Here is a 23,096-nt window from a genome sequence, read left to right as displayed (position 1 = left end):
GACATGGAACTCACCGCCATACTGGCACCGGAGTCGGTCAGCATGCTGGCGCCCGGTGCCAGCAAGAAAAAGGTCCTGGAGGTCATCAGCGAACTGGCCTCCAGGCAGTGCCCCCAGATCGATGCCGCCGCCGCCTTCGATTCCATGCTGGCCCGGGAACGCCTGGGCAGCACCGGCATCGGCAACGGCATCGCCCTGCCCCATGGCCGCCTGGCCGGCACCGACAAGACGGTGGCGGTGGCCATCAAGCTGGCCCAGCCCATCGACTTCGGCGCCATCGACAACCAGCCGGTGGATCTGCTGATCGCCCTGCTGGTGCCACAGGAGCAGTGCCAGAGCCATCTCAGCACCCTGGCCAGCATTGCCCGCCGCCTTTCCGAAAAGGAAACCGTGCGCCGGCTACGCCATGCCGCCGATGACACCGAACTCTACCAGATCCTGACCGAGGCCAACCCATGAAGCTGGTCATCGTCAGCGGCACCTCGGGTGCCGGCAAGTCCGTGGCCCTTCGGGTGCTGGAAGACCTGGGCTACTACTGCGTCGACAACCTGCCGCTGCCGCTGTTGCAGGCGCTGATCGAGAGCCTGCGCGGCCAGGTGGAACAGGTGGCGGTTTCCATCGACATCCGCAACCTGCCCGAGGATGTCACCGGCCTGGACGAGGAGCTGGAGTGGATCCCCAGCGACCTCAAGAGCACCATCATCTACCTGGATGCCGACGAACAGGTGCTGCTGAAGCGCTTTTCCGAGACGCGGCGCCTGCATCCCCTGTCCCGTGGCAGCAGGTGCAGCCTGGAAGACGCCCTCAGGCTTGAGCGCCAACGCCTCGAGCCATTGGCGGAGAAGGCCCAGCTGCGCATCGACAGCTCCAGCCTGTCCATCCACCAACTGGCGGAGCTCGTCCGCGAGCGGGTGCTGGGCAAGAAGGAAGGGCCGCTGATCCTGGTGTTCGAATCCTTCGGCTTCAAGCACGGCATCCCCAAGGACGCCGACTATGTCTTCGACGTCCGCTTCCTGCCCAACCCCCATTGGGTACCGGAGCTCAAGCCGCTCACCGGCCAGGACAAGCCGGTGCAGGACTTCCTGGCCGCCGAGCCCGAGGTCACTCGCCTGGTGATGCAGCTGGACGGCTTCCTGGACAGCTGGCTGCCGCACCTGGAGCGCAACAACAGGGCCTATGTGACGGTGGCCATCGGCTGCACCGGCGGCCAGCACAGGTCCGTCTATGTCGCCGAACAGCTGGCGGCCCGTTTCGACACCAAGGGCAAGGACGTGCAGCTGCGCCACCGCGAGCTGCAGCACTGATGCGCCACAGCCGTACCCTGATCCTCAAGAACAGGCTCGGCCTGCACGCCCGGGCCGCCACGGCCCTGGTGCAGCTCTGCCACCAGTTCCGGGCCGAGATCCGCCTGGAAGCCAACGGCCGCCAGGCCGACGCCAACTCGGTGCTGGCGCTGCTGCTGCTGGAAGGCAGCCAGGGCCTGCCGGTGACCGTGCACTGCAGCGGCGACCAGGCCCATGAAGCCCTGGAAGCCGTCTGCGGCCTTATCGACGCCGGCTTCGACGAAGACTAAGCCCCTCTTTTAGTTAAAGAATTGGGTTACAATCAAGAAACCCCTGCCCCCGAGTAGCGCCATGGTCGAAGAGAGCAAAGCCCCCGCCTTCGAAGCCGTCAGTTCCGCCCTGTCCAGCGGCATGTTCGTGCACGTGCGGGAAATGCTCCATTCCATGGATCCGGCCGACGTGGCCCACCTGCTGGAATCCAGCCCACCCAAGTCCAGGGCCGTGCTCTGGCAGCTGGTGGATCCGGAGCAGGAAGGGGACATCCTCGACGAACTGTCGGAAGAGGTGCAGCGGGGCATCCTCCGGCTGATGGATCCCGAGAAGGTGGCGGCCGCCACCGAGGGCATGGAGACCGACGACCTGGCCTACGTGCTGCGGGGCCTGCCCGATGCCGCCTACCGGCGGGTGCTCAAGGCCATGGACCGCCAGGACAGGGCCCGCCTGGAGAAGGCCCTGGCCTACCCGGACGGCACCGCCGGCGCCATCATGAACACCGACACCATCACCCTGAGGCCGGACGTGACCCTGGACGTGGTGCTGCGCTACCTGCGCCGCCGCGGCTCCCTGCCGGAAGGCACCGACAGCCTCTATGTGGTCAACCGCCACGACCGCCTGATCGGCGAGATCCGTCTGGCCAACCTGGTCACCGCCGATCCCGCCGAAACCGTCAAGGCGGTGATGGACGAGGAGCCGGATCCCATCAACGCCGACATGGCCGAGAACGATGTGGCCCAGCTGTTCGAACGCTACGACTGGTACTCCGCCCCCGTGGTGGACGACGACGGCCGGCTGCTGGGCCGGATCACCGTCGATGACGTCATGGACATCGTCCGCGAGGACGCCAGCCACTCCATGATGAGCCTGGCCGGCCTGGACGACGAGGAAGACACCTTCGCCCCCGTCATCAAGAGCACCCGCCGCCGCACCCTCTGGCTGGGGGTGAACCTGCTCACCGCCCTGGCGGCGGCCGCCGTGTCCAACCTGTTCGAGGCCACCCTGGCGCAGCTGGCCACCCTGGCGGTGCTGATGACCATAGTGCCGTCCATGGGCGGCATCGCCGGCTCCCAGACCCTGACCCTGGTGATCCGCGGCATGGCCCTGGGCCACGTGGGCCCCTCCAACAGCCGCTGGCTGTTTTCCAAGGAGCTGGCCATAGGCCTGCTCAACGGCCTGATCTGGGCGGTGCTCATCGCCCTGGTGGTGGCGCTCTGGAAGGGCAACTGGTATCTGGCGTTGATCATCGCCTTCGCCATGGGCATCAACCTGGTGGCCGCCGCCGTGACCGGGGTACTGGTGCCCATTGGCATGAAGAAGCTCAACATCGATCCGGCCCTGGCCGGCGGCGTGGTGCTGACCACGGTTACCGACGTGGTGGGGCTGTTCGCCTTCCTGGGCTCGGCCACCCTCATGCTCAACTAAAAAGGGGCCCAAGGGCCCCTTTCGTTTCACTGCGATGCCGGCTCAGCTGCCGGCCACCGTCATCTTGTCGATCAGCACAGAGCCGGTGTGGATGCCGGCACGGCGCTCCTGGTCGGAGCCGATGGCCTGGATCCCCGCCAGCATCTCCTTGAGGTTGCCGGCTATGGTGATCTCGTGGACCGGGTACTGGATCTTGCCGTTTTCCACCCAGAAGCCGGCGGCACCGCGGGAATAGTCGCCGGTGACCATGTTGACGCCCTGGCCCATCAGCTCGGTGACCACCAGGCCCTTGTCCAGGCGGCGCACCATGGCGTCGAAGTCGTCGCCATTGCCGTCCACGAACCAGTTGTAGATGCCACCGGCATGGCCGGTGGTGGCAAGGCCGAGCTTGCGCGCCGAATAGCTGGTCAGCAGGTAGGTTTCCAGCACACCGCCCCTGACGATGTCGCGGGCCCTGGTGATCACCCCTTCGCTGTCGAAGGGTGAACTGGCCAGGCCAACCGGCAACAGCGGATCCTCGTGGATGTTGACGAAGTCCGGCAGTATGGCCTTGCCCAGGTGATCGCAGAGGAAGCTGGCCTTGCGGTACAGGCTGCCGCCGCTGATGGCGCCCACCAGGTGGCCCCAGAGGCCGGTGGCCACGTCGGCGGCGAACAGCACCGGCACCTGCATGGTGCCGAGCTTGCGGGCGCCCAGGCGGGCCAGGGTCTTGTCGGCGGCCTTGAGCCCCAGGGTCCTGGCGTCGTCCAGGTCGCCCAGGCGGCGGGCCAGGCTATAGTCGTAGTCGCGCTCCATCTGCTCGCCATCCTGGGCGATGACCACGCAGGACAGGCTGTGGCGGCTGGAGGGGTAGGCACCGATCATGCCGTGGCTGTTGCCGTAGACCTTGAAGCCGGCGTGGCTGTTGAAGCTGGCACCTTCGGAATTGACGATGCGCTTGTCGGCGGCCAGGGCCGCCTGCTCGCACTCCCTGGCCAGGGCGATGGCCTGCTCGGCATCCAGGTCGGCGGGGTGGCAGAGATCCAGATCCGGGTAATCGAAAGCCATCAACTCGCGATCGGCCAGGCCCGAGGCCTGGTCCTCGCCGGTCAGGCGGGCGATGCGATCGGCGGCGGCCACCGCCTCGCGGATGGCCTCCGGACGCAGATCCGAGGTCGACGCCGAGCCCTTGCTGCGGCCCCGGTACAGGGTCACGCCCAGGGCGCCGTCCTTGTTGAACTCGACGTTCTCCACCTCGCCCAGGCGGGTGGACACGCTGAGGCCGGCCTGGCGGGAAATGGCCATCTCGGCGCCGCTGGCACCCAGCTCGGCGGCGCAATCCAGGCCAAAGCGGACCAGTTTCTGGACCTCGGCCATCTCCTTTTCGATCTGCACTTTATCGGTCACGGTATGCCAATTTCGTTGTTCATCGGTTTGGGCAAAGGATATCACAGCGGGGGGCCGCCTTAGGGGCGCCAAGCTGGTATCATTGGGAAAACTTTTCCGACCGTGCGATGCCATGAGCGACTTCGAGAAAGACGACGAAGAAATCATCTACGTATCCAAGAGCGAACTGAAGCGCGACAGCGAAGCCCTGCAGGATCTGGGCAATGAGCTGATCGAACTCACTGCCAGCCAGCTCAAGACCATCCCCCTGGACGAGGATCTGCTGGAGGCCATCGAGCTGGCCCAGCGCATCCGCAAGAAGCACGAGGCCTTCCGCCGCCAGCGCCAGTACATCGGCAAGCTGATGCGTGCACGGGATCCCGAGCCCATCCAGCAGGCCCTTGACAAGATCAAGAACCGCCATGCCCTGGAAAACGCCAAGCTGCACCTGGTGGAGCAGTGGCGCGACAAGCTGGTGGACGGCGACAACGCCCAACTCCAGGCCTTCATCGAGCAGTATCCCCAGGTGGAGATCCAGCGCCTGCGCCAGCTGGTCCGCCAGACCAAGAAGGAGAAGGCTGCCAACAAGGCACCCAAGTCCTACCGGGAGCTGTTCCAGCTGCTCAAGGGCATCCTGACCGACTGAGAAAAGGCCCGGCACTGCCGGGCCTTTTGTTGGCGACTAGACTTAAGTGATAGGAGCACTCGTTTAAGGAGGCCCTATGGACGTCAACAAACTGCACGAAGGCATGCTCTGCGCCACCCGCCAGGGCTGCGGCTGGGTGGTCAGCGTGGACAGGGAGCACCGCAAGCTGCGCCTGCAGGACCAGTTCGACAAGCACGAGTTCGAGGTGGATTTCTCCGCCGTGCTGGAAGATCCCCAGGTACACAACCCCGAAGATGGTTACTACTGACCCTATCGGTTTTTATATATACGAAAGGGGCATTCCGCCCCTTTCTATTTTTATTATTACCTTGGAAATGTAAGACTAAAGCTAGTGCTAGCTCTCATTATTTTTGGGAGTGCAGACATTATTCGTACAATCCATGTCTATTATCTTACAGCCACTGCAAGACGTATCGGGAATATCCCCAGAAATCGAAATACCCAGTGATGCAGCATAGACCAAAAAGTTTTCAAGATTCTGGCGGTCATAGAAGCCCAACCCCATCCTCTCATACCCTTTCTGATCATTCTTAATGGGATTACCATCCGCATCAGTTCTTGTGCCATCTATAGGTTTAAGCGTAAATTCGGTAGACGAAAGCAAGGTAACTTGAAAGTACTCATAGGAGCCATCGGAATAAACAACCTTTATGGCTTTGAGATGATCTGGAACCTTAATCGAGCTCCCTGCGATTTGAGTAGCTCCTACCCAGTCACTCACTTCTGCGATGGCTTTTTCCAACGCGCTCCTGATGCGTCTTTCGGAGCTCACAAAAGTTGTAAGGTAATTTATATAATAATCGTATTGCGCCGTCTGGTAAGCGTTATTCGGTAGAGCACGGGTGTAGCCGTTATAATACACGGTATCCGACTCTCCAATCTTTATTGCCCCTATCACCGCAAACTCATCCAAGGCGTCCAAAATACCATTAAAGGAATTCTTGAGCACCTCTGGAGTATTGACTGGCTGCGTGAAAACCTTATATCGCCCCAGCTCAGGATCCCAAGCCTTGACTACTTGAAATGTATCGATGCGCCTCTTCGTCAGATCAAAGACCGTCACATCGTCTCTATTCACATTAGTCGTCGAGGCAATAAAATTTCTTGCAACTGAGGCTGGTGAACTGCAGTTTTCACACTGCAGGCTGATGTCGGCATTGGCAAAAAAAGGCAGCATCAGGGCAGATGCCACTAGGGACTTAATTTTCATTTGGTTCCTTCCAAAAACAAAAAGATCGAACTCCTGTACAGGAGTGTGCTGGATCTTACCCCCCCCCCAAACAAGAAACACAACAGCAACACTTTGAAAACAACGTAAGCACTAAACCGTGCTGGAAGACCCCCAGGTACACAACCCCGAAGATGGTTACTACTGACAAAAAGCCCGGCTGAGCCGGGCTTTTTGTTATTCGGTGCCGCCTATGGTGATGGCGTCTATCTTCAGGGTCGGCTGGCCGACCCCCACCGGCACCGACTGGCCGTCCTTGCCGCAGACGCCGACGCCGGGATCCAGCCTGCTGTCGTTGCCGATCATGGAGATCCGCTGCATCACCTCCGGCCCGGAGCCGATCAGGGTGGCGCCGCGGATGGGGGTGGTGATGCGGCCCTTCTCGATCAAATAGGCCTCGGAGGCCGAGAACACGAACTTGCCGCTGGTGATGTCCACCTGGCCGCCACCGAAGTTGGGGGCGTAGATGCCCCTGTCCACCGAGGCGATGATTTCCTCGGGATCATGGCTGCCGCTGCTCATAAAGGTATTGGTCATGCGCGGCATGGGCAGGTGGGCATAGGACTCGCGGCGGCCGTTGCCGGTGGGCGCCATGCCCATCAGGCGGGCATTGAGCTTGTCCTGCATATAGCCCTTGAGGATGCCGTCCTCGATCAGCACCGTCTCCCCGGTCGGGGTGCCTTCGTCGTCCACCGTCAGTGAGCCGCGGCGCTCGGCGATGCTGCCGTCGTCCACCACGGTGACGCCCTTGGCGGCCACCCGTTCGCCGATGCGACCGGCAAAGGCGGAGGTGCCGCGGCGGTTGAAGTCTCCTTCCAGGCCATGGCCCACGGCCTCGTGCAGCAGCACGCCGGGCCAGCCGGCCCCCAGCACCACCGGCAGCTCGCCGGCCGGGGCCGGCGCCGCGTCCAGGTTGGTCATGGCCATGCGCACCGCCTCCCGGGCATAACCCAGGGCCCGCTTGCCACCGTCCACCACCTGGGTGAAGTAGTCGTAGCCGAAACGGCCGCCGCCGCCGGCACTGCCGCGCTCACGGCGGCCGTCCTTGTCCACCAGCACGGTGCAGTTGCAGCGCACCATGGGCCTGATGTCACTGGCCAGGGTGCCGTCGCTGGCCATCACCAGTACCTCTTCGTAGACCCCGGCCAGGGAGACGATCACCTGGCTGACGTGGCTGTCCAGGCGCCTGGCCTCGGCGTCCACTTCCTTGAGCAGGGCCAGCTTGTCGGCCTCGCTAAGGCTGCCAAGGGGATCCAGGGCGCTGTACAGGGGTTTGGCGGCAACGGCGCCGGCCACCTTGATGCGGCCCTCGCCACCGCTGCCGGCAATGCTGCGGGCGGCATCGGCGGCCTGGTTCAGGGCCTCCAGGCTGATCTCCTCCGCGTAGGAGAAACCGGTCTTTTCGCCGCTGCAGGCGCGTACGCCCACGCCGCGTTCGATGTTGAAACTGCCTTCCTTGACGATGCCGTCTTCCAGCACCCAGGCCTCGTGGCTGGAGGCCTGGAAATAGAGATCGGAATAATCCACCTGGTGCCGGTGAATGCGGCCCAGTACCTGTTCCAGTTCAATCGGCGACAGCCCGGCGGGGGCCAGAATGCGGTCGGCCACCTGCTGAAAATGACTCATGAATGCTCCTTGATGTCGGGCGGTGTCAGGGTGAATCTGCGGTGCTTGTCCACCGGCATGGCCTGGCGGATCTGCCCGGCCAGGCGCTCATCCAGGCTGGTGCTCAACTGGCCTGGCCCCAGTCCCAGCTCCGCCACTACCTCGCCCCAGGGGTTGACGATCATCGAGTGGCCCCAGGTTTCCCGGCCGTTGGCATGGCTGCCGCCCTGGTTGGCGCCCAGCAGCCAGCACTGGCCTTCGATGGCCCTGGCCCGGCACAGCACCTCCCAGTGGGCCTGGCCGGTCTTGGCGGTGAAGGCCGCCGGCAGCACCAGGATGTCCACCTGGGCCTGGCGGTAGAAGGCGAAGAGCTCGGCAAAGCGGATATCATAACAGACCGCCATGCCCAGGCGGCCAAAGGGCGTGTCGACCACGGTGGGGGCATGGCCCGGCACCGTGGTGGCCGATTCGGCATAGGTGCCGGTGTTGTCGGCGACCTTGACATCGAACAGGTGCATCTTGTCGAAGCGGGCGCGGATCTGGCCCTGGTCGTCGAACAGCAGCGAGGCGGCGAAGAAACGGTCCGGATCGGCGCTCTGGATGGGCAGGGTGCCGCTGACCAGCCAGAGCCCGTGGCGCCTGGCCATGTCCGCCAGGCGTTTCTGGATGGGGCCCTCGCCAAAGGGCTCGGCAATGGCCAGCTGGGCCCTGTCCTTGCCGCCGAAGCAGGCAAAGCATTCCGGCAACACCACCAGCCGCGGCTCCCTGGGCATGGCCGACAGCTGCTGCTCCACGAAGTCCAGGTTGGCATTGACGTCCGGTACGGACACCATCTGCAGCACCGTCAGTTCACTCATCTTTCTCCTCCTGCTGGTGTTGCGCTTGCGGCTCCCCTTCTTCCTGCTGGGGTTCCGGCGGCGGCTCGGGCAGGGCCACGGCATCCTTCTTGCGGCTGACTTCCTCCATGATGGGCGCCGACAGGGGACCGTGCAGCTTGAAGCGGATCTCGGTGACCACGTCGATGACGGGACCGAAGATCTTGGTCAGAGCATAGACGGCCACCCCGGTAATGGGCGTCACGGCGAAGGCGGCCAGCACCGGCAGGTTGCCGGTGACATTGGGATAGAAGCGGATGTCGTAGGCCAGGGTATTGGCGTTGAAGTCGGTCCAGCCCTGGGCCTCCATGTCGCCGGCCACGCCGTCCATGCGCATCTTCTCGGAGCGCAGCAGGCCGTTGCTGAGCACCCCTTCGGCCTCGATCTTGTCGTAGTGCAGCCCCTCGTCGAACAGATCGCTGAAATCCAGGGCCAGCTTGCGGCGCAGGGAGTCGAAACTGAACACCGTCAGCAGCCTGGCGCCCTGGTCGGACACATCGGCCACATAGCCCTTGCCCAGCTCCACCTTGACGGTGCCGGCCGCCATGGTCAGATCGAAATCATAGGGGGCCCCGGGCCAGCTCAGACTGGCCTGGCCCTTAGCCCTGGATTCCTTGAGGGAGGCGCCGAAGCCCAGCTGCTGCAGGTAGTCATCGACGTTGCCGGCCTCGAGCCGGAAGGCCATGTGGCTTTCACCATCGGCAAGCCAGCCGCCCTTGGCCTCTATCCGCCCGGCCGGCAGCTGCTGTTTCACCTTGTCCAGCACCATGTCGCCGCCCTTGTGCACGGCCTCGGCCGTGACCTCCCCCAGGTTGACGCCCAGCACCCGGCAATCGCCACAGTACAGCTTGAACGGCGGTATGTCGGTGGGCTGCAGCGGTTCGCCACCCTCGCCCTGGCTGGGCTGCCACTGCTCCAGGGCCAGGCGGCTCAGGTTGACCAGCACCGGCTCACGGCCCCAGTCCAGCGGCAGCCAGAATTCGCCGCCCAGCTCCTTGGCGGCGGCCTTGACGTGCCAGCTGCGGCCATCCGGCGTAGCGGTGAGGGTTACGTCGTTGAGGGTCTGATCCAGGGCCAGCAGCCGCTCGCTCTCCAGGCGCACCTCGGTCAGGGGCGGGAAGCTGCCCTGGCCTGAGCCCAGTCTCGGCAGCAGCGCCTCCACCCATTCCTGGGCCTCCAGCACCTGGACGGTGGCGGCCAGGCGCCCTTCCCCTGCCACAGTCTCCGGCAACCTGGCCTGCTGTACCGCCAGGGTCCAGTCCGCCACCTGGCCGTCCTTGAGGTGGGCCAGGGCCCTGGCCCTGTTGCCCAGCTCGGCGGTCAGGGTCTGGCCCAGCTCGTCGCCCTTGACCCGCACCGCCAGGGGCCAGCTTTCCAGGGCCTCCTTGCGGGCCGGATAGGGATACTGGCTGGCCAGGCCCTTGAGGCTGGAGTCCAGGGCCAGCTCCATGGTGAAACCCTGCTCCCTGAGCAGCAGATCCAGACTGCCTTGCCAGTCGCTGCTGCCGGACAGCAGCTCGGTCTGGGGCAGCTGCAGCCTCTTTGGCATCAGCTGGCCGGCCAGATCCAGCTTCACCTGGTAGCCTTGCTTCCGCTGGTCGCTGGTCAGGGATATCGCCAGGGGCTGGCCGTACAATTCGGCGCGGATGCCCTTGGCGCTGAGGCGGGCGCCGTCGAAGCTCAGCTTGCCGCTGACCTTCTCCAGCGGGAAGGCCAGCGCCTGCACCTGGTTGTCCTTGAGACGGGCGCTGCCCTTGATACCGGGCTTGCCGCCGGTCAGGGGGATATCCAGCTGCACCGCGCCGCTCACGGGCCCGGTGAGCACCAGTTCGGTCAGGGCCTGGCCGACCCCGATCAGGGGCGAGGCCCGCATCAGCTTAGAAACGGCCTGGCCCGTGGTGTTGGCGCTGGCGTCGATCAGCAGCCTGGCATCGCGCCCCAGGTTGGGGATCTCGGCACTCAGGGCCGCCATGGGCACCTCCAGCAGCCGGCCCCGGTGGCCCGTGACCTGCATGGCGGCGTTCTCGAAACGGGCGGTCAGGCTGGCGTCCCTGAGGGTAGGCCAGTGTTCGTCGAAGGCGAAGGCCAGCTCATCGAGCCTGGCCTCGGCCAGGAACAGCCCCTCGCCGCCGCCGTAGGGGAAGTCGGCAAAGGCGCCCTGCCAGAGCACCTGGCCCCGGCCCTGGCCCGCGACCAGGGCCCGGGCCAGGTAACCCGTCACCTGCTCGGGCATGACACTCAGGGGCAGGTAGCGATAGGCCCTGGCCACGTCCAGGTGGCTCACTTCGGCATAGAGGCCCATGCCGGGCCGCTCGCCCAGGGCCAGGTTGCCCCGGGCGACGAGGCCGAGCTCGTCGTTGGCGATGGCCAGGGCCCGGCTGCCCAGATGCCAGTCCTGGCCCTGGCGCCACAGCTGCACGTCGCCGTCCAGGCGGGAGATGGTCACCGGCTCGGCCAGGTGCGGCCCGGGACTGAGCTGCAGGGCCTGGTCATCGAAGCGCACCAGGCCCCTGTCCTTGGCCCAGCTGGCCCTGAACGACAGGCCCTCGAGGCCGGGCATGGCACCGACCGGGCCCAGGCGGAGATCCGCCAGGCGCAGATCCAGCGCCAGCTGTTCAGGACTGCTGCCGGCCAGGTAGAGATCACTGAGCCGGGCATCGGGGGAGGCCTGTTGCAGCCAGGCCTTGAGCGGCTCTGGCAGCGGCCGCCACAACGACAGCACCGGCACCAGGGGGGCAAGCGCCAGCTCCTCGATGTAGAGCAGCATGTCGTCGCCCTGGCGCCTAAGCTGCAGCTGCCCCAGTTGCCAGGGCTGATCGTCGGTGAGCAGCCGGCTGCGGCGGCTGTCCAGCTGCCAGCCCTGTTCCTGGCGGCTCAGGCCCAGTACCAGATCCGGCACGGCCAGGCGGTGGCCGGCGAAACTGGCCTGGGAGTCACGGATCTGCAGCTGGCCGCCGGTGAGCTGGCCCTGTTCGAAGTCCACCCAGAGCCGGGCGTTGAGGCTGCCCTGATCCAGGGCCAGGGTGTCGCCCAGGAAGGTGTTGATCCAGGGATCCAGGTGCAGGCCCTGGCCGTCCAGGAAGAAGCGGCCGTCCAGTTCCGAAAGCCGGTCTTCCAGGCCGTAGAGATCGATGATGAAGCGGGCCTGCTGGTTGCCGTATTCCTTGACTCGGCCGGTGCCCACCCCCTGGTGGCGGTAGAGACCGTTGAGCCAGGCGGCCTGGTCGATGACCAGGGTGCGCGGGCCGAAGCGGCTGGGCAGGGTGAGCTCGGCCTCCCGCAGCCTGACCCTGCCCAGCTGGCTCAAGAACAGCCGCTCCAGGGCCGCCAGGCCGTCACCACCGCCCCGGTCACCCTTTGTGCCCTGGGGCCAGCGGCTCAGGGAGAGGCGCAGGCCGTCCACTTCCACCGCGGCCAGCCTGGGCTCCAGGTTGAGCAGGCTGGACCAGAACCTCAGCTGCAGCTGGACCTTGTTGGCGCTGAGGTCCAGCAGCTCGCCGTCGGCCAGGGTCAGATCGGTGATCTCGATGGCCGGCCCCAGGCCGACCCAGCTGCCCCGCAGACTGGAGGCCTGGACCGGCAGGCCGGTCTCGGCCTGGATCCAGCCCAGCAGCTGCGGGCGGACCTGGTCCAGCCTGGTGATGGCGATGCGGGCGACGGATATGGCCAGGGCGGTCAGCACCAGGGTCAGTGCCAACAGCAGCCAGGTTTTACGGGCCAGCCAGCCCAGCCATCTCGTCAACAGACCCACTACATCATCACCACGTCGAACTGATCCTGGTTGTAGAGGGGTTCGCTCTGGATCTTCACCTGCTTGCCCATGAACACCTCCAGCTCGGCCAGGGCGTGGGACTCGTCGTCGCTGAGCGCCTCGGCCACCTTGGGCGAGGCGTAGACGGTGAACTGGTCCGCCTCGTAGGCGCGGTTGACCCTCATGATCTCCCTCAGCACCTCGAAGCAGACGGTCTCCACCGTCTTCAATTGGCCACGGCCCTTACAGGAAGGACACTCGCCACAGAGGATGTGTTCCAGGCTTTCGCGGGTACGCTTGCGGGTCATCTCCACCAGGCCCAGCTGCGAGAAGCCGTTGATGTTGGTCTTGGCCCTGTCCCGGGCCAGGGCCTGCTCCAGGCTCTGCAGCACCCGGCGCTTGTGGTCATCATCGGTCATGTCGATGAAGTCGATGATGATGATGCCGCCCAGGTTGCGCAGCCGGAGCTGGCGGGCGATGGCCTGGGTGGCCTCGATATTGGTGTTGAAGATGGTCTCTTCCAGGTTGCGCCTGCCCACGAAGGCGCCGGTGTTGATGTCGATGGTGGTCATGGCCTCGGTCTGATCGATGATCAGGTAGCCACCGGACTTGAGTTCCACCTTGCGATCCAGGGCCCGCTGGATCTCGTTCTCGACGTCGAAGAGGTCGAAGATGGGCCTTTCGCCGGGATAGTACTCCAGCACCGCCCCCAGCTCGGGGGCGAACTCGGCGCAGAATTCCTTGAGGCTCTCGAAGGTCAGCCTGGAGTCGACCCGGATCCGGTCCAGCTCGGTGCCCACGAAGTCGCGGATCACCCTGTGGGCCAGGGACAGTTCCTCGTAGAGCATGGTCTTGCTCTTGTTGCGCTTGCGCCTTTCGGCCACCTTGGCCCAGACCCGGCGCAGGAAGGCGGCATCTTCCTTGAGCTCCCGCTCGCCGGCGTTCTCGGCGGCGGTACGGACGATAAAGCCGCCGGACTCGTCGCAATAGGGCTCCACCAGCTCCTTGAGGCGGTTGCGCTCCTCCTCGCCCTCGATGCGCTGGGACACCCCCACATGGCTGGCGCCGGGCATGAACACCAGGTAGCGGGACGGCAGGGTGATGTCGGTGGTGAGGCGGGCGCCCTTGGTGCCCAGGGGATCCTTGACCACCTGCACCATGATGTCCTGACCCTCGTGGACCAGGCGGGCGATGTCGCCGGCCTGGAAGGGCTTGAGATCCTCGTCGTCCAGGCCTTCGCCGGGGGGCACTATGTCGGAGGCGTGCAGGAAGGCGGCCTTGTCGAGGCCGATGTCCACGAAGGCGGCCTGCATGCCCGGCAGCACCCGGCTGACCTTGCCCTTGTAGATGTTGCCCACCAGGCCACGCTTGGCGGCCCGCTCTATGTGCACCTCCTGGAGGATGCCGCTCTCGACCAGGGCGACACGGGTTTCGCTGGGGGTGACGTTGATCAGTAGTTCAGCGCTCACGCGGGATCCTTAACGACAAAGCGACGCAGCAACTGCTCCGTCTCCATCAAAGGTAAGCCTACCACGGCGAAATAACTGCCGCTGAGGTGGCTGACGAAGCGGCCGCCCAGGCCCTGGATGCCGTAGGCACCGGCCTTGTCGGCGGGCTCGCCGCTGTCCCAGTAGGCCTGGATCTCCTCCTCAAACAGGGGCCGGAAGCTGACCTCGCTGGTCACCACCTGGCTGAGGGTGTGGCGGCCGTCCGAGAAGGCGATGGCGGTGTGGATCTGGTGGCGGCGGCCGGAGAGCCGGCGCAGCATGGCCTTGGCGTCGGCCTCGTCCCTGGGCTTGAGCAGCAGCTCGCCGTCCAGCACCCCCAGGGTATCGGAGCCCAGCACCGGGCGCGGCTCGGGGGCGATGGCGGCGCCGGCCTCGGCCTTGCGCCTGGCCAGCCGTTCCACCAGGGCCAGGGGGGGCTCGCCGGGCAGCGGCGTTTCGTCCACATCAATGGACAGGGTGGCGAACGCCAGGCCCAGCTGCGCCAGCAGCTCCCGGCGCCTGGGGGACTGGGAAGCGAGATAGATGGGCGGCAATGTCTTCATGGTCAGCGAATGCGAAAGCGTCGACGGATCTTGCGAAGCACCGGGAAGCACCACAGCCACATCAGGCCGCTGGTCAGCACCGGCCAGAAATAGCCCGGCGGCAGCTGCACCCTGTTGGTGATGTGCTCCACCCAGTACACCAGCAGCAGCTTGGCGCAAATCAGGAACATCACGATCAGCCCCTGCTGCCACACCGAATAGGTACGTATCTTCTGGAAATTCAGGGCCACCAGGTAGGCGATGATGGCCAGGGCCAAGGCATGGACGCCCAGGGTGGAGCCCAGCAGCACGTCCAGCACCAGGCCGACCAGCCAGGCGATGCCGACGTTGATCTTGTGGGGGGTGGCCATGATCCAGTAGATCAGCACCAGGCTGACCCAGTCGGGCCGGAACACGTCCAGCTTCAGCGGCATGGGCAGCATGGCCAGCACCAGCGCCACCATGATGGTCAGCGGCAGGATCAGGCGGTTCATTGGCTATCCTCCACCGGCGCCGCCGGGGCGTCCGCCGGCCACAGCAGCAGCAGGTAGCGGATCCGGTCCAGCTCGGCGATGGGCTTGGCCAGCACCCGGGCAAAGGGCTTGCCCTCGTCGGACAGCACCGAGGTGACCCTGGCCACCGGGTAGCCCTCGGGGAAGCGGCCACCCAGGCCACTGGACAGCAGCAGATCGCCGGGCCTGATATCGGAACGGTGCGGCACATGGTTGAGGCTGAGTTCGTCGAGCTGGCCGGTACCGGAGGCCACCGAGCGGATGCCGTTGCGGGCCACCCGCACCGGGATGGCGTGGGTGGCATCGGCCACCAGCAGCACCCGGCTGGTGGTAGGACCGACGTTGACCACCTGGCCGATGACGCCCTGGGCATCGATGACCGGCTGGCCCTCATAGACGCCGCTGACGGCGCCCTTGTCGACCAGCAGTTCCAGGCTGAAGGGGTTGGAGTCCACCGCCATCACCTCGGCCACCATCTTGCGGGCCTCCTGGCGTACCGGCGAGCCCAGCAGCTGGCGCAGCTTGGCGTTTTCCTCTTCCAGGAAGGTCTGGCGCTGCAGGCGCTCGGACAGTCCCAGCAGCTTGGACTTGAGTTCCTGGTTCTCGGCCTGGAGCCTGGCCCTGGTATTGAATTCCTCGCTGCCCCAGCGCAGCAGGTTGGTGGGGGCGCTGGCCAGGTACTGGACCGGGCTGACCAGGGAATTGAGGTACAGGCGGGCGCGGTCGAAGCCATGCATGCCGCGGTCCACGAAGATGATCAACGCGGACAGTATCACCAGCAGCAGCAGGCGCAGCTGCAGGGAGGGGCCTTGGACGAATATCTGCTTCATCTGAGCAAAAGGGCGCCTTTCAGCGCCCCCTCTGTCATTCTTCCGCGAAGATATCGCCGCCGTGCATGTCGATCATCTCCAGCGCCTTGCCGCCGCCCCGGGCCACGCAGGTCAGGGGATCGTCGGCCAGCACCACGGGGATGCCGGTCTCTTCCATCAGCAGGCGATCCAGATCCTTGAGCAGGCTGCCACCGCCGGTGAGCACCATGCCGCGCTCGGAAATGTCGGAGGCCAGCTCCGGCGGACACTGTTCCAGGGCCACCATGACGGCGCTGACGATGCCGGTGAGGGGCTCCTGCAGGGCCTCGAGGATCTCGTTGGAGTTGAGGGTGAAGCTGCGCGGCACGCCCTCGGCCAGGTTGCGGCCGCGGACCTCGATTTCCTTGACCTCGTCGCCCGGGTAGGCGGCGCCGATCTCGTGCTTGATGCGCTCGGCGGTGGCTTCGCCGATCAGGGAGCCGTAGTTGCGGCGCACATAGTTGATGATGGCCTCGTCGAAGCGGTCACCACCGATACGCACCGAGGAGGAGTAGACCACGCCGTTCAGGGAGATGACGGCCACCTCTGTGGTGCCGCCACCGATATCGACCACCATGGAGCCGGTGGCCTCGGAGACCGGCAGGCCGGCACCTATGGCGGCGGCCATGGGCTCTTCAATGAGGTACACCTCGCGGGCGCCGGCACCCAGGGCGGATTCACGGATGGCGCGGCGTTCCACCTGGGTGGCGCCCACCGGCACGCACACCAGCACGCGGGGGCTGGGGCGCAGGAAATTATTCTCGTGGACCTGCTTGATGAAGTACTGGAGCATCTTCTCGGTGACGTAGAAGTCGGCGATGACACCGTCCTTCATGGGCCTGATGGCCTTGATGTTGCCGGGGGTCCGGCCCAGCATCTGCTTGGCGGCATGGCCAACGGCAGCCACGCTCTTGGGACCGCCGGAGCGCTCCTGGCGGATGGCCACGACTGACGGTTCATTCAACACTATGCCTTTTTCACGGACATAGATCAGCGTGTTGGCGGTACCCAGGTCAATGGAGAGATCGTTGGAGAAAATACCACGGAGTACTTTGAACATTGCAGGGGCCAATCCTGTTCTAGTTATGCAGTCGAAAAGCTAATCGGCTAACTTTACCAACGGCTTGGGTTATCCACAAGCAAGCCGGCACCACAAAGGTGCGGCGTTTATCAAGGGTTTGGGCATTGCTGCTCAATTACCCGTTTCCCGCCACCAGATGATGCGATCATTGCCACGGAAGGCCGGCCCGAAGATGACGGTGCCCCGCTGCCGGGCATCCGGGGCGCCGTCACCGTCCCTGTCCCAGCCCAGCCAGGGGATCTGGCCGTAATCCAGCTCGTAATAAAGCAGGCCGCTGTCACCGGGCGCGGTGAAGGACAGCCCCAGCACGCCGTCCGCGGCCAGGGCCGGATCCAGGGTCGCCGTGGTGCTGCCGCTGCCCACCGGCAGGCCGGCATTGCCTGCCAGGGGATTGTTGTCGCCATCGAAAAAGGTCAGCCAGGGCAGCTGCAGCGCCGTGCAGTTGTCGAGTGCGTTGACCGCAAAGCCGCTGCCGTCGAAATCTTCCACCGCCAGCGGCAGGGCAAGCCCGGCATCGGCCTGGCCCTGGCCGTCCACCGCCAGCAGCCGGCCATGGCGCAGCCTGGTGCCGCCAAGCCGTTGGTGGGAGCCGCCGCCGGCGCCGTAGTCCAGGCCGTCGGCGGGGTTGCTGTCCTTGGCGCCAGCCAGCAGATCCTCGCCATTGGGACCACTGATGGCCAGGCCAATGGCCAGGTTGTCGAAGGGGCCGTCCGGGGCGGCGCCCCGGGCAAAGGTGAGCTGGAGGGGCGTTTCCGCCGCCATGACACCGTTTTGCCAGGCCAGCACCCCCTGGCTCAGGGCCAGGCGGCCGCTGAGATCCACGCCGTCGTTGCCGTTTTCCGCCGAGAAATCCAGGTGGCCGGCATCCAGCAGCGGCCAGCCCAGGGCCTCGTAGCCGCTGCCGTGGTAGTTGCCGACCCTGGTCCCGGCCTGGTTGTTGGCCTGCAGCTGCAGCTCCAGGTCGAAGGGCTGATCCTGGTAGCTGAAGTCGCCCGCCAGGCAGGCGGCCGCCGGGCTGCCGCTGGCAACAAAATGATGGGGATAGAAACGGCCCAGGGCCAGGGCCAGGCTGGGGATGCCATTGCCGGCCTGCAGGAAGTCGATACCCGGGGTGCTGATCTCGACCGCGCCCACCTCCGAATAACTTGTGCCGAGCCAGGCCTGGCCGCCGCCGAAACCACCGGCGAAACCGGCCGGGCCGAAGCTGCCGGCGGCGCAGCCGCTGCAGCTGGGCAGGAAGGCGCCGGCCAGGAACTCGCCGGCCCCGTTGAAACGTAGCGAACTGGCCACGGCAGCCAGCCCGGCTGAGTCATCGGGCACGCCATCGTCATTGCCATCCTGGCCGGCATCCCAGCGCAGGGCCCGGACCAACACCTCGAAGTCGGCGCCGGCAGCCACGAAAGGCGCGCTGCCCCCCGAGTTGTCGACAGTGCCGCTGCGGGCCAGCTCCGGCCTGAGCAGCCAGGGGGAGAACACCAGGGAGCCGCCGCCCACCAGCTCGCTGCCGCTGCCGTCCGGCGGCGCCCCCAGGCCTGCATCGTCCCTGAAGGCCAGCTCCAGCCGGCCGGACTCGGCATAAAAGCCAGCCAGGGGCTCGCTGACACCGTCCTGGAAGCTGACGCTCAGGGTCACGGCATTGCCCTCCCCCTGGGCCAGGGCGGTGCCGGCCAGGCTGGGCACCTCGGTGGTGGCCGCCAGGGCATCGCTCTGGGCAAACCAGGCCCGCAACGTCTTGGCGCCGCTGTAGCCGGCGACGGGCCTACAGCCGAGGGCGTCCGGATCCGGGCCCACCGCCTCCAGCACCAGGGAGAAGGGATGGGATGCGATCTGGCTCGCCCTGCCCCAGGGTGGGCTGGAGGGCGTTGCCAGCAGGCCAAAGGGCCTGAAGGTGACGCCGTCGGACACCAGGCTGCCGTCCACCTCGGCGCTCAGGGCCAGCTCGGCGGCCTCTTTGGTGGCGAAGGCCAGGGTGACGGCGCCGTTGTCCGCCGCCACCATCTGGTAGCCGGCCTGGCCGTCGTCGGGGGTGCCGTTGTCCAGCTGGCCCTGGCCGCTGATCAGGGCCCAGTCGCCCCTGCCGCTGCTGGCCGCCAGGGCGATGGGGCCCTCATAGGGGCTGTCGGCCAGGCCGTCGCCATCGCTGTCCAGGCCGGCAGTCAGGGAGACCTGCTGGGCCTGGCAGGTCAGGGCATGGTCGCCGGCGTTCAGGCCCAGCAGCAGGGTGCCGGCACCTTGGTCGCAGAAGCCGTCCGGCTCCAGCTGCTCCAGGGCGTCGCCATCGTAGACGATATTGTCCTGGCCGGCCGGATCGCTGATGGCACCGGCCGTGGTCACGGCACCTGTGATATGGGCCTGGCCACGCAAATCCACAAACTGGCGGGCGTAGATGAAGGCATGGATGGTCGCCTTGCTCTTCACCTCGAAGGTGCCGTCCACGTAGATCAACAGGTTGGCGGGACTGCCACTGGCATTGAGGAAGACATTGTTGTTAAGCACCAGGTTGCCGTTGATGAAGATGCGGGTGGTGGTGCCGTTGGTGGTGAGCTCGTAGTTGCCCAATTCGCCGCCGGTGAAGAAATGGTTGCCGGTGGCGAAGGACTCACTGGTGAAGTCTTTGTTCTTGAAATTACGGTTCCAGAATTGGCTGTAGTTGCCTGGCGGCAGCACCGGCTCCACAGGGCTGCCGGCCGTGCCTTCGGTCGATGGTGGCCACAGCAGCGAACATTGGGCGGCCCAGAGCTGGGCCGGCAACAGGAGCAGAAGCAAAAACAGCAGCCAAGGCATCAGTCCAGCTCCCTTGCCGTCACGGTCAGGGCGCGGCTGGCGGTCACCTCGCCGGCGTTGCAGCTAGCGCTGGCGGTCAGTTCAAAGAGGCCGGGACCGCCGGCGCCGTCCAGGCGGCGACAGGCGATGACGGCGTCGCAGCGCTCCAGGCCCCGGCCCTGGTAGTCGGGGGCCGAGGTGGCCACGGCGCCGCAGCCGGCGGCGGAGGCGTTGAGGGGAAACAGCTGGGCCAGGGCGGCATCCAGGCTGGAGGCGGCCATCTGCCTGGCCTCCTGGCCCAGCACCTCCTGGGCCAGGCTCTGGCCGCCGGTGCCCAGGATGCGCAGCAGCGCCGAGCCCAGGGCCAGCATCATCACCATCAGGGCCACCACCACCAGCAGGCTGGCGCCCCTCTGCCTAGCGGCTGTTGGGTATGGCAACGCCATGATAGAGCTCCATGCTTTCGTCCTTTTCGCCAAGCCGCAGGCGGATCTGCACCCTGGCCCTGGCTTGATCATAGGTAAAGAGGGGCTGGCCGCTCAGCGGGGTAAGGCCCGAGGCCAGCACCACGGAGGACCAGCCCTCCCCCTGTCGCAGCGCCACGGCGGGCTCGGCCTCGGACACCGGCACCCCGCGCATCACCAGCAGCCTGTCTCCCTGCAGGCAGAAGGCCTGCCAGTCGCCGTACACGAAGGCACGCCGGCCCGGTGAGGGCGAGGGGAACTGGTGGGCTCCCGCCAGGGCCAGCAGGCGGCGGCCATCGCCATCCGGGGCGGCAATGGCGTCGATGGCGGCGTTGGCGGCGCTGGACGGGAAATAGTCCCGGGCCCGCAGGGGGGCCTGGGCGAAGCGGAGCGGATTGATCACCAGGCGGTCGCCCGCCGCCGCCACATAGGCCGCGTCCGGATCCCATACCGCCAGCTGGTCACCGGCCGCCGCCGGGGCAATGGGCGCCGCATCGTAGGCCAGCGCCTGACGGATGGGCACGAATTCCAGGCAGCGGCCGTCGCTGCTGAGCCTGAGTGAATTCGGTGCGGCCAGGCGCAGCTCGCGGCCGAGCCGCTCGGCCAGGAAGCGGCTGCGATCCACCAGCAGGCTGCGGTCCCTGTTGTCGGCATAGATGCCGGCGCCAAGGCGCAGGAAGGCGGATACTCCCAGGCCGACGATGGCCAGCACCACCAGCACCGCCACCAGCTCCACCAGGGTAAAGCCTCGGCTGCTCATCAGTAGTTGCTCCGATAGCGGGCGAAGGTCAGGGTATCGCCGCCGGGCAGACTCAGCGCCAGCCGCACCAGCTTGTGGGGGCCGACGGCGTTGTCGTCGACCCCGTCGCCGTTGCCGTCGTAGACGACCTGGATGCCGACCTGGATCTGGCCGTAGTCGGCCGGCAGATCGCTCAGCAGGCTTGTGGCCTGGCCGCCGAAGCCGTGGAAATCGTCCAGGTCGTCGAAAAGGGCGGGCAGGCTTTCGCCGGCATCCGGCCCCAGGTCCACCGGTGCCGTGCAGCTGGTGCCGGCCTCGTCGCAGCGGATACGGCCGCCTTCGCCGCTGTTCTCGTCAAAGGGATACTGACCCAGCTCGTCGAGGATACGCCCGGCCAGCTCGGCGCCGCGGACCTGCCAGAGCAGTTGCGCGCCCTGGTCGGCGCGGGGGAAGAGCATCACCAGCACCACCGTCATGGCCACGGCCAGGGCGGCAATGGCGACCACCAATTCGATCAACGTAAAGCCGGCCGCGCTCGGGCGGCCATGGCGAGCCTTATGCCGTTCAACCGGGCAGAGGCCCCTAGCAGTCATGGATCCAGCCCTCGCTGTTGATGCACAGGGCCTGGCTGGCGTCGGCGCCCTGCAAACGAACCTGGCAGGTGCCGGTACAGCTGGGCCGGCCCAGGCCGTCGAAGCGGATCAGCCCCGGCGCCTGGCTGCCCGACAGGGCGAAGGTGACGCCATCCCCGACCAGGGTGGCGGGATGGTCGAGCAGGGCGTCGCTGCCCCCCAGGGTGGCGCCCGGGCAGTCGGCATTGCCGCTGGCCAGGGAGGCCAGGGCCACGCAGTCGGCATGGACGGCCAGGGCGATGCTGTCGGCGGTGTTCTGCATGGCCGCCAGCTGGGCCCAGCTCAATACCGAGCCCAGCTGGGCCTTGCGCAGATCCGGAGCCAGGCTCTGGCGGCTGACCATGCGCCCGCCCACGGCCAGCGCCAGTATGGCGACGATGAGCAGCACCGCCACCAGTTCCACCAATGTAAAGCCCCTTGCCCTGGCCATTATCGAAAAAGGGGCCGAAGCCCCTTGTTGCCCTTAGCAGTCGGCGGCATCGACCGTGATGGTCGGTGCGGCGTTGGAGGCCGCTTCGTTGTAGACGATGCGGCACTTCTTGGCCGAGGCGTCGGTGCCGTCATCCTGGGCACCGGTGTCGTGGATGGTAACCTTGGCCGCGGCTTCGGTACAGGTGATGTTGTCGGTGCTGATGTCGGTGCCGTCGGCGTTCTGCAGATCCACCAGCTCACAGACCTTTTCCGCTTCCGGGTAACCGTTGACGAAGTTGACGGTTATACCCTCGATGGCCGCGGAGGCGGCCGGGGACACCAGGAACTTGGCGTGGGCCAGGTTGGAGGCGCCCTTGACGCCACCCAGGATGCCCTGCATGGCCGATTTGCGGGCATCGGACTGCAGATCGATGAACTTGGGCACGGCGGTGACCGCCAGTATGCCCAGGATGATGATGACCACCACCAGTTCGATCAGGGTGAAACCGGACTGCTTTTTCATAACTACTCCATCTAATTGTTTTATAAGTTATTGTCGGTTCTGGTTGAAGATGATGACCCTACCGGTTCGCGGCTGATAGGTAAAGCTGTTGCCGACGCCGTCGTTGTTGAAGTCGCCGGCGGCGGGCAGGGAACTCTTGTTGAGGGTGGCGATCAGGTAATAGACGCAGAGATCGCCGTTGCCGTCGTCGTCCAGGCTGCGCACCAGGTAACGGTTGTTGTCGATGCTGTCGTCGTCGGTGGCGGTGGTGGCCCGGGGCGGGCTCTGCAGTATGCTGTCCATCACCGCCAGGCAGGCGGCGGCATCCATGGCGACGTCATGGGCAGCGGACAGGCCCACCGGGTAGCCGGTATTGCCGTCCACCCAGATGGTGGTGTTGTCCACCACCACAGAGGTGTTGGAGCCGTTATCGTTGGTGCGGGGCCGGCCATCCAGTTCCCAGGCGGCCCGCACCAGGCCCACGGCGGCGGCAAAGCCGCCGGCCACCCCTTCGACGGTGGCGTCCTCGGCATCCTCGGTCACGTTCAGGAACCGCGGCAGGGCGGTGGCCGCCAGCAGGCCCAGGATCACGATGACGATGACCAGTTCGATAAGTGAAAAGCCTTGTGCGCGTTTCATGCGC

23 protein-coding genes are annotated in these 23,096 nt (G+C 65.9%); 6 read left to right on the top strand and 17 right to left on the bottom strand.

The window, feature by feature from the left end; translation table 11 throughout:
- Positions 1–3: 3 nt before the first annotated feature.
- The 4 genes from ptsN (at position 4) to mgtE (ending at position 2,981) form a co-directional block, all read left to right on the top strand.
- A complete protein-coding gene (gene ptsN / locus WDB71_RS01475) occupies positions 4–459 on the top strand; it encodes a PTS IIA-like nitrogen regulatory protein PtsN (RefSeq protein WP_341502881.1) in 456 nt (151 codons plus the stop codon).
- A complete protein-coding gene (gene rapZ, locus WDB71_RS01470; RefSeq protein ID WP_341502880.1) occupies positions 456–1,304 on the top strand; it encodes an RNase adapter RapZ in 849 nt (282 codons plus the stop codon). Before ptsN ends, rapZ begins: the two co-directional genes overlap by 4 nt.
- The gene (locus WDB71_RS01465) at positions 1,304–1,573 is read left to right on the top strand and encodes an HPr family phosphocarrier protein (protein ID WP_341502879.1); all 270 of its coding nucleotides are present in this window, start codon (positions 1,304–1,306) and stop codon (positions 1,571–1,573) included. The genes rapZ and WDB71_RS01465 overlap by 1 nt, the downstream gene beginning before the upstream one ends.
- A 61-nt stretch (positions 1,574–1,634) precedes the next feature.
- Positions 1,635–2,981 carry a magnesium transporter gene (mgtE, locus tag WDB71_RS01460; protein ID WP_341502878.1) on the top strand — a complete coding sequence of 449 codons (1,347 nt, stop codon included), beginning with the start codon at positions 1,635–1,637 and terminating at the stop codon, positions 2,979–2,981.
- Between the two features lie 42 nt (positions 2,982–3,023).
- Here mgtE and pmbA read toward each other — a convergent pair whose 3' ends face one another.
- The gene (pmbA, locus tag WDB71_RS01455; RefSeq protein WP_341504167.1) at positions 3,024–4,355 is read right to left on the bottom strand and encodes a metalloprotease PmbA; all 1,332 of its coding nucleotides are present in this window, start codon (positions 4,353–4,355) and stop codon (positions 3,024–3,026) included.
- Between the two features lie 124 nt (positions 4,356–4,479).
- On the opposite strand from pmbA, the gene yjgA reads away from it, so the two are divergent.
- Both yjgA and WDB71_RS01445 read left to right on the top strand, forming a co-directional pair.
- Positions 4,480–4,992: a ribosome biogenesis factor YjgA gene (gene yjgA, locus WDB71_RS01450; protein WP_341502877.1), complete on the top strand. Its 513-nt coding sequence runs from the start codon at positions 4,480–4,482 to the stop codon at positions 4,990–4,992.
- A 76-nt stretch (positions 4,993–5,068) separates the two neighbouring features.
- On the top strand, positions 5,069–5,260 hold the full coding sequence (locus tag WDB71_RS01445) for a hypothetical protein (RefSeq protein ID WP_341502876.1): 192 nt from the start codon (positions 5,069–5,071) through the stop codon (positions 5,258–5,260).
- Positions 5,261–5,347: 87 nt separating this feature from the next.
- Here WDB71_RS01445 and WDB71_RS01440 read toward each other — a convergent pair whose 3' ends face one another.
- The 16 genes from WDB71_RS01440 to WDB71_RS01365 all read right to left on the bottom strand — a co-directional run bounded on the left by WDB71_RS01440 (position 5,348) and on the right by WDB71_RS01365 (position 23,092).
- Positions 5,348–6,223, bottom strand: a complete 876-nt coding sequence (locus tag WDB71_RS01440; RefSeq protein WP_341502875.1) for a hypothetical protein — start codon at positions 6,221–6,223, stop codon at positions 5,348–5,350.
- A gap of 195 nt (positions 6,224–6,418) precedes the next feature.
- Positions 6,419–7,867 (bottom strand): metalloprotease TldD, encoded by a 1,449-nt coding sequence (gene tldD / locus WDB71_RS01435; RefSeq protein WP_341502874.1) that lies wholly within the window; start codon positions 7,865–7,867, stop codon positions 6,419–6,421.
- A complete protein-coding gene (locus WDB71_RS01430; RefSeq protein ID WP_341502873.1) occupies positions 7,864–8,703 on the bottom strand; it encodes a carbon-nitrogen hydrolase family protein in 840 nt (279 codons plus the stop codon). The genes tldD and WDB71_RS01430 overlap by 4 nt, the downstream gene beginning before the upstream one ends.
- A complete protein-coding gene (locus WDB71_RS01425) occupies positions 8,696–12,463 on the bottom strand; it encodes a YhdP family protein (protein ID WP_341502872.1) in 3,768 nt (1,255 codons plus the stop codon). Before WDB71_RS01425 ends, WDB71_RS01430 begins: the two co-directional genes overlap by 8 nt.
- 8 nt (positions 12,464–12,471) lie before the next feature.
- Positions 12,472–13,941, bottom strand: coding sequence for a ribonuclease G (gene rng, locus WDB71_RS01420; RefSeq protein ID WP_341502871.1), 1,470 nt, complete (start codon positions 13,939–13,941; stop codon positions 12,472–12,474).
- Positions 13,938–14,513: a Maf family protein gene (locus WDB71_RS01415; protein WP_341504166.1), complete on the bottom strand. Its 576-nt coding sequence runs from the start codon at positions 14,511–14,513 to the stop codon at positions 13,938–13,940. Before WDB71_RS01415 ends, rng begins: the two co-directional genes overlap by 4 nt.
- Before the next feature lie 11 nt (positions 14,514–14,524).
- The gene (mreD, locus tag WDB71_RS01410) at positions 14,525–14,995 is read right to left on the bottom strand and encodes a rod shape-determining protein MreD (protein ID WP_341502870.1); all 471 of its coding nucleotides are present in this window, start codon (positions 14,993–14,995) and stop codon (positions 14,525–14,527) included.
- A complete protein-coding gene (gene mreC / locus WDB71_RS01405) occupies positions 14,992–15,843 on the bottom strand; it encodes a rod shape-determining protein MreC (protein ID WP_341502869.1) in 852 nt (283 codons plus the stop codon). The genes mreD and mreC overlap by 4 nt, the downstream gene beginning before the upstream one ends.
- Before the next feature lie 34 nt (positions 15,844–15,877).
- Positions 15,878–16,921: a rod shape-determining protein gene (locus WDB71_RS01400; RefSeq protein WP_341502868.1), complete on the bottom strand. Its 1,044-nt coding sequence runs from the start codon at positions 16,919–16,921 to the stop codon at positions 15,878–15,880.
- Positions 16,922–17,053: 132 nt separating this feature from the next.
- The gene (locus WDB71_RS01395; RefSeq protein ID WP_341502867.1) at positions 17,054–19,726 is read right to left on the bottom strand and encodes a DUF6701 domain-containing protein; all 2,673 of its coding nucleotides are present in this window, start codon (positions 19,724–19,726) and stop codon (positions 17,054–17,056) included.
- The gene (locus WDB71_RS01390) at positions 19,726–20,151 is read right to left on the bottom strand and encodes a hypothetical protein (RefSeq protein WP_341502866.1); all 426 of its coding nucleotides are present in this window, start codon (positions 20,149–20,151) and stop codon (positions 19,726–19,728) included. The genes WDB71_RS01395 and WDB71_RS01390 overlap by 1 nt, the downstream gene beginning before the upstream one ends.
- On the bottom strand, positions 20,123–20,929 hold the full coding sequence (locus tag WDB71_RS01385) for a prepilin-type N-terminal cleavage/methylation domain-containing protein (protein ID WP_341502865.1): 807 nt from the start codon (positions 20,927–20,929) through the stop codon (positions 20,123–20,125). Before WDB71_RS01385 ends, WDB71_RS01390 begins: the two co-directional genes overlap by 29 nt.
- Positions 20,929–21,426 (bottom strand): hypothetical protein, encoded by a 498-nt coding sequence (locus WDB71_RS01380; protein ID WP_341502864.1) that lies wholly within the window; start codon positions 21,424–21,426, stop codon positions 20,929–20,931. The genes WDB71_RS01385 and WDB71_RS01380 overlap by 1 nt, the downstream gene beginning before the upstream one ends.
- A 64-nt stretch (positions 21,427–21,490) precedes the next feature.
- Complete coding sequence (locus tag WDB71_RS01375; protein ID WP_341504165.1) at positions 21,491–21,943, bottom strand: hypothetical protein; 453 nt, start codon at positions 21,941–21,943, stop codon at positions 21,491–21,493.
- Positions 21,944–22,003: 60 nt separating this feature from the next.
- A complete protein-coding gene (locus WDB71_RS01370) occupies positions 22,004–22,474 on the bottom strand; it encodes a type II secretion system protein (protein WP_341502863.1) in 471 nt (156 codons plus the stop codon).
- Between the two features lie 27 nt (positions 22,475–22,501).
- Positions 22,502–23,092 carry a type II secretion system protein gene (locus WDB71_RS01365; RefSeq protein WP_341502862.1) on the bottom strand — a complete coding sequence of 197 codons (591 nt, stop codon included), beginning with the start codon at positions 23,090–23,092 and terminating at the stop codon, positions 22,502–22,504.
- Between the last annotated feature and the right edge of the window lie 4 nt (positions 23,093–23,096).

Origin of the sequence: Gallaecimonas sp. GXIMD4217 (assembly GCF_038087665.1) — a bacterium.
GTDB lineage: Bacteria > Pseudomonadota > Gammaproteobacteria > Enterobacterales > Gallaecimonadaceae > Gallaecimonas.
The sequence above is the reverse complement of the archived record's forward strand: the minus strand, read 5'-3'. Positions and strand labels throughout refer to the sequence as shown.

Bases quoted from the DNA above. Each gene is read 5' to 3' on its own strand.
- ptsN (WP_341502881.1), top strand. From the start codon at position 4: ATGGAACTCACCGCCATACTGGCACCGGAGTCGGTCAGCATGCTGGCG.
- rapZ (WP_341502880.1), top strand. From the start codon at position 456: ATGAAGCTGGTCATCGTCAGCGGCACCTCGGGTGCCGGCAAGTCCGTG.
- WDB71_RS01465 (WP_341502879.1), top strand. From the start codon at position 1,304: ATGCGCCACAGCCGTACCCTGATCCTCAAGAACAGGCTCGGCCTGCAC.
- mgtE (WP_341502878.1), top strand. From the start codon at position 1,635: ATGGTCGAAGAGAGCAAAGCCCCCGCCTTCGAAGCCGTCAGTTCCGCC.
- yjgA (WP_341502877.1), top strand. From the start codon at position 4,480: ATGAGCGACTTCGAGAAAGACGACGAAGAAATCATCTACGTATCCAAG.
- WDB71_RS01445 (WP_341502876.1), top strand. From the start codon at position 5,069: ATGGACGTCAACAAACTGCACGAAGGCATGCTCTGCGCCACCCGCCAG.
- WDB71_RS01440 (WP_341502875.1), bottom strand. From the start codon at position 6,223: ATGAAAATTAAGTCCCTAGTGGCATCTGCCCTGATGCTGCCTTTTTTT.
- tldD (WP_341502874.1), bottom strand. From the start codon at position 7,867: ATGAGTCATTTTCAGCAGGTGGCCGACCGCATTCTGGCCCCCGCCGGG.
- WDB71_RS01430 (WP_341502873.1), bottom strand. From the start codon at position 8,703: ATGAGTGAACTGACGGTGCTGCAGATGGTGTCCGTACCGGACGTCAAT.
- mreD (WP_341502870.1), bottom strand. From the start codon at position 14,995: ATGAACCGCCTGATCCTGCCGCTGACCATCATGGTGGCGCTGGTGCTG.
- mreC (WP_341502869.1), bottom strand. From the start codon at position 15,843: ATGAAGCAGATATTCGTCCAAGGCCCCTCCCTGCAGCTGCGCCTGCTG.
- WDB71_RS01400 (WP_341502868.1), bottom strand. From the start codon at position 16,921: ATGTTCAAAGTACTCCGTGGTATTTTCTCCAACGATCTCTCCATTGAC.
- WDB71_RS01395 (WP_341502867.1), bottom strand. From the start codon at position 19,726: ATGCCTTGGCTGCTGTTTTTGCTTCTGCTCCTGTTGCCGGCCCAGCTC.
- WDB71_RS01390 (WP_341502866.1), bottom strand. From the start codon at position 20,151: ATGGCGTTGCCATACCCAACAGCCGCTAGGCAGAGGGGCGCCAGCCTG.
- WDB71_RS01385 (WP_341502865.1), bottom strand. From the start codon at position 20,929: ATGAGCAGCCGAGGCTTTACCCTGGTGGAGCTGGTGGCGGTGCTGGTG.
- WDB71_RS01370 (WP_341502863.1), bottom strand. From the start codon at position 22,474: ATGAAAAAGCAGTCCGGTTTCACCCTGATCGAACTGGTGGTGGTCATC.
- WDB71_RS01365 (WP_341502862.1), bottom strand. From the start codon at position 23,092: ATGAAACGCGCACAAGGCTTTTCACTTATCGAACTGGTCATCGTCATC.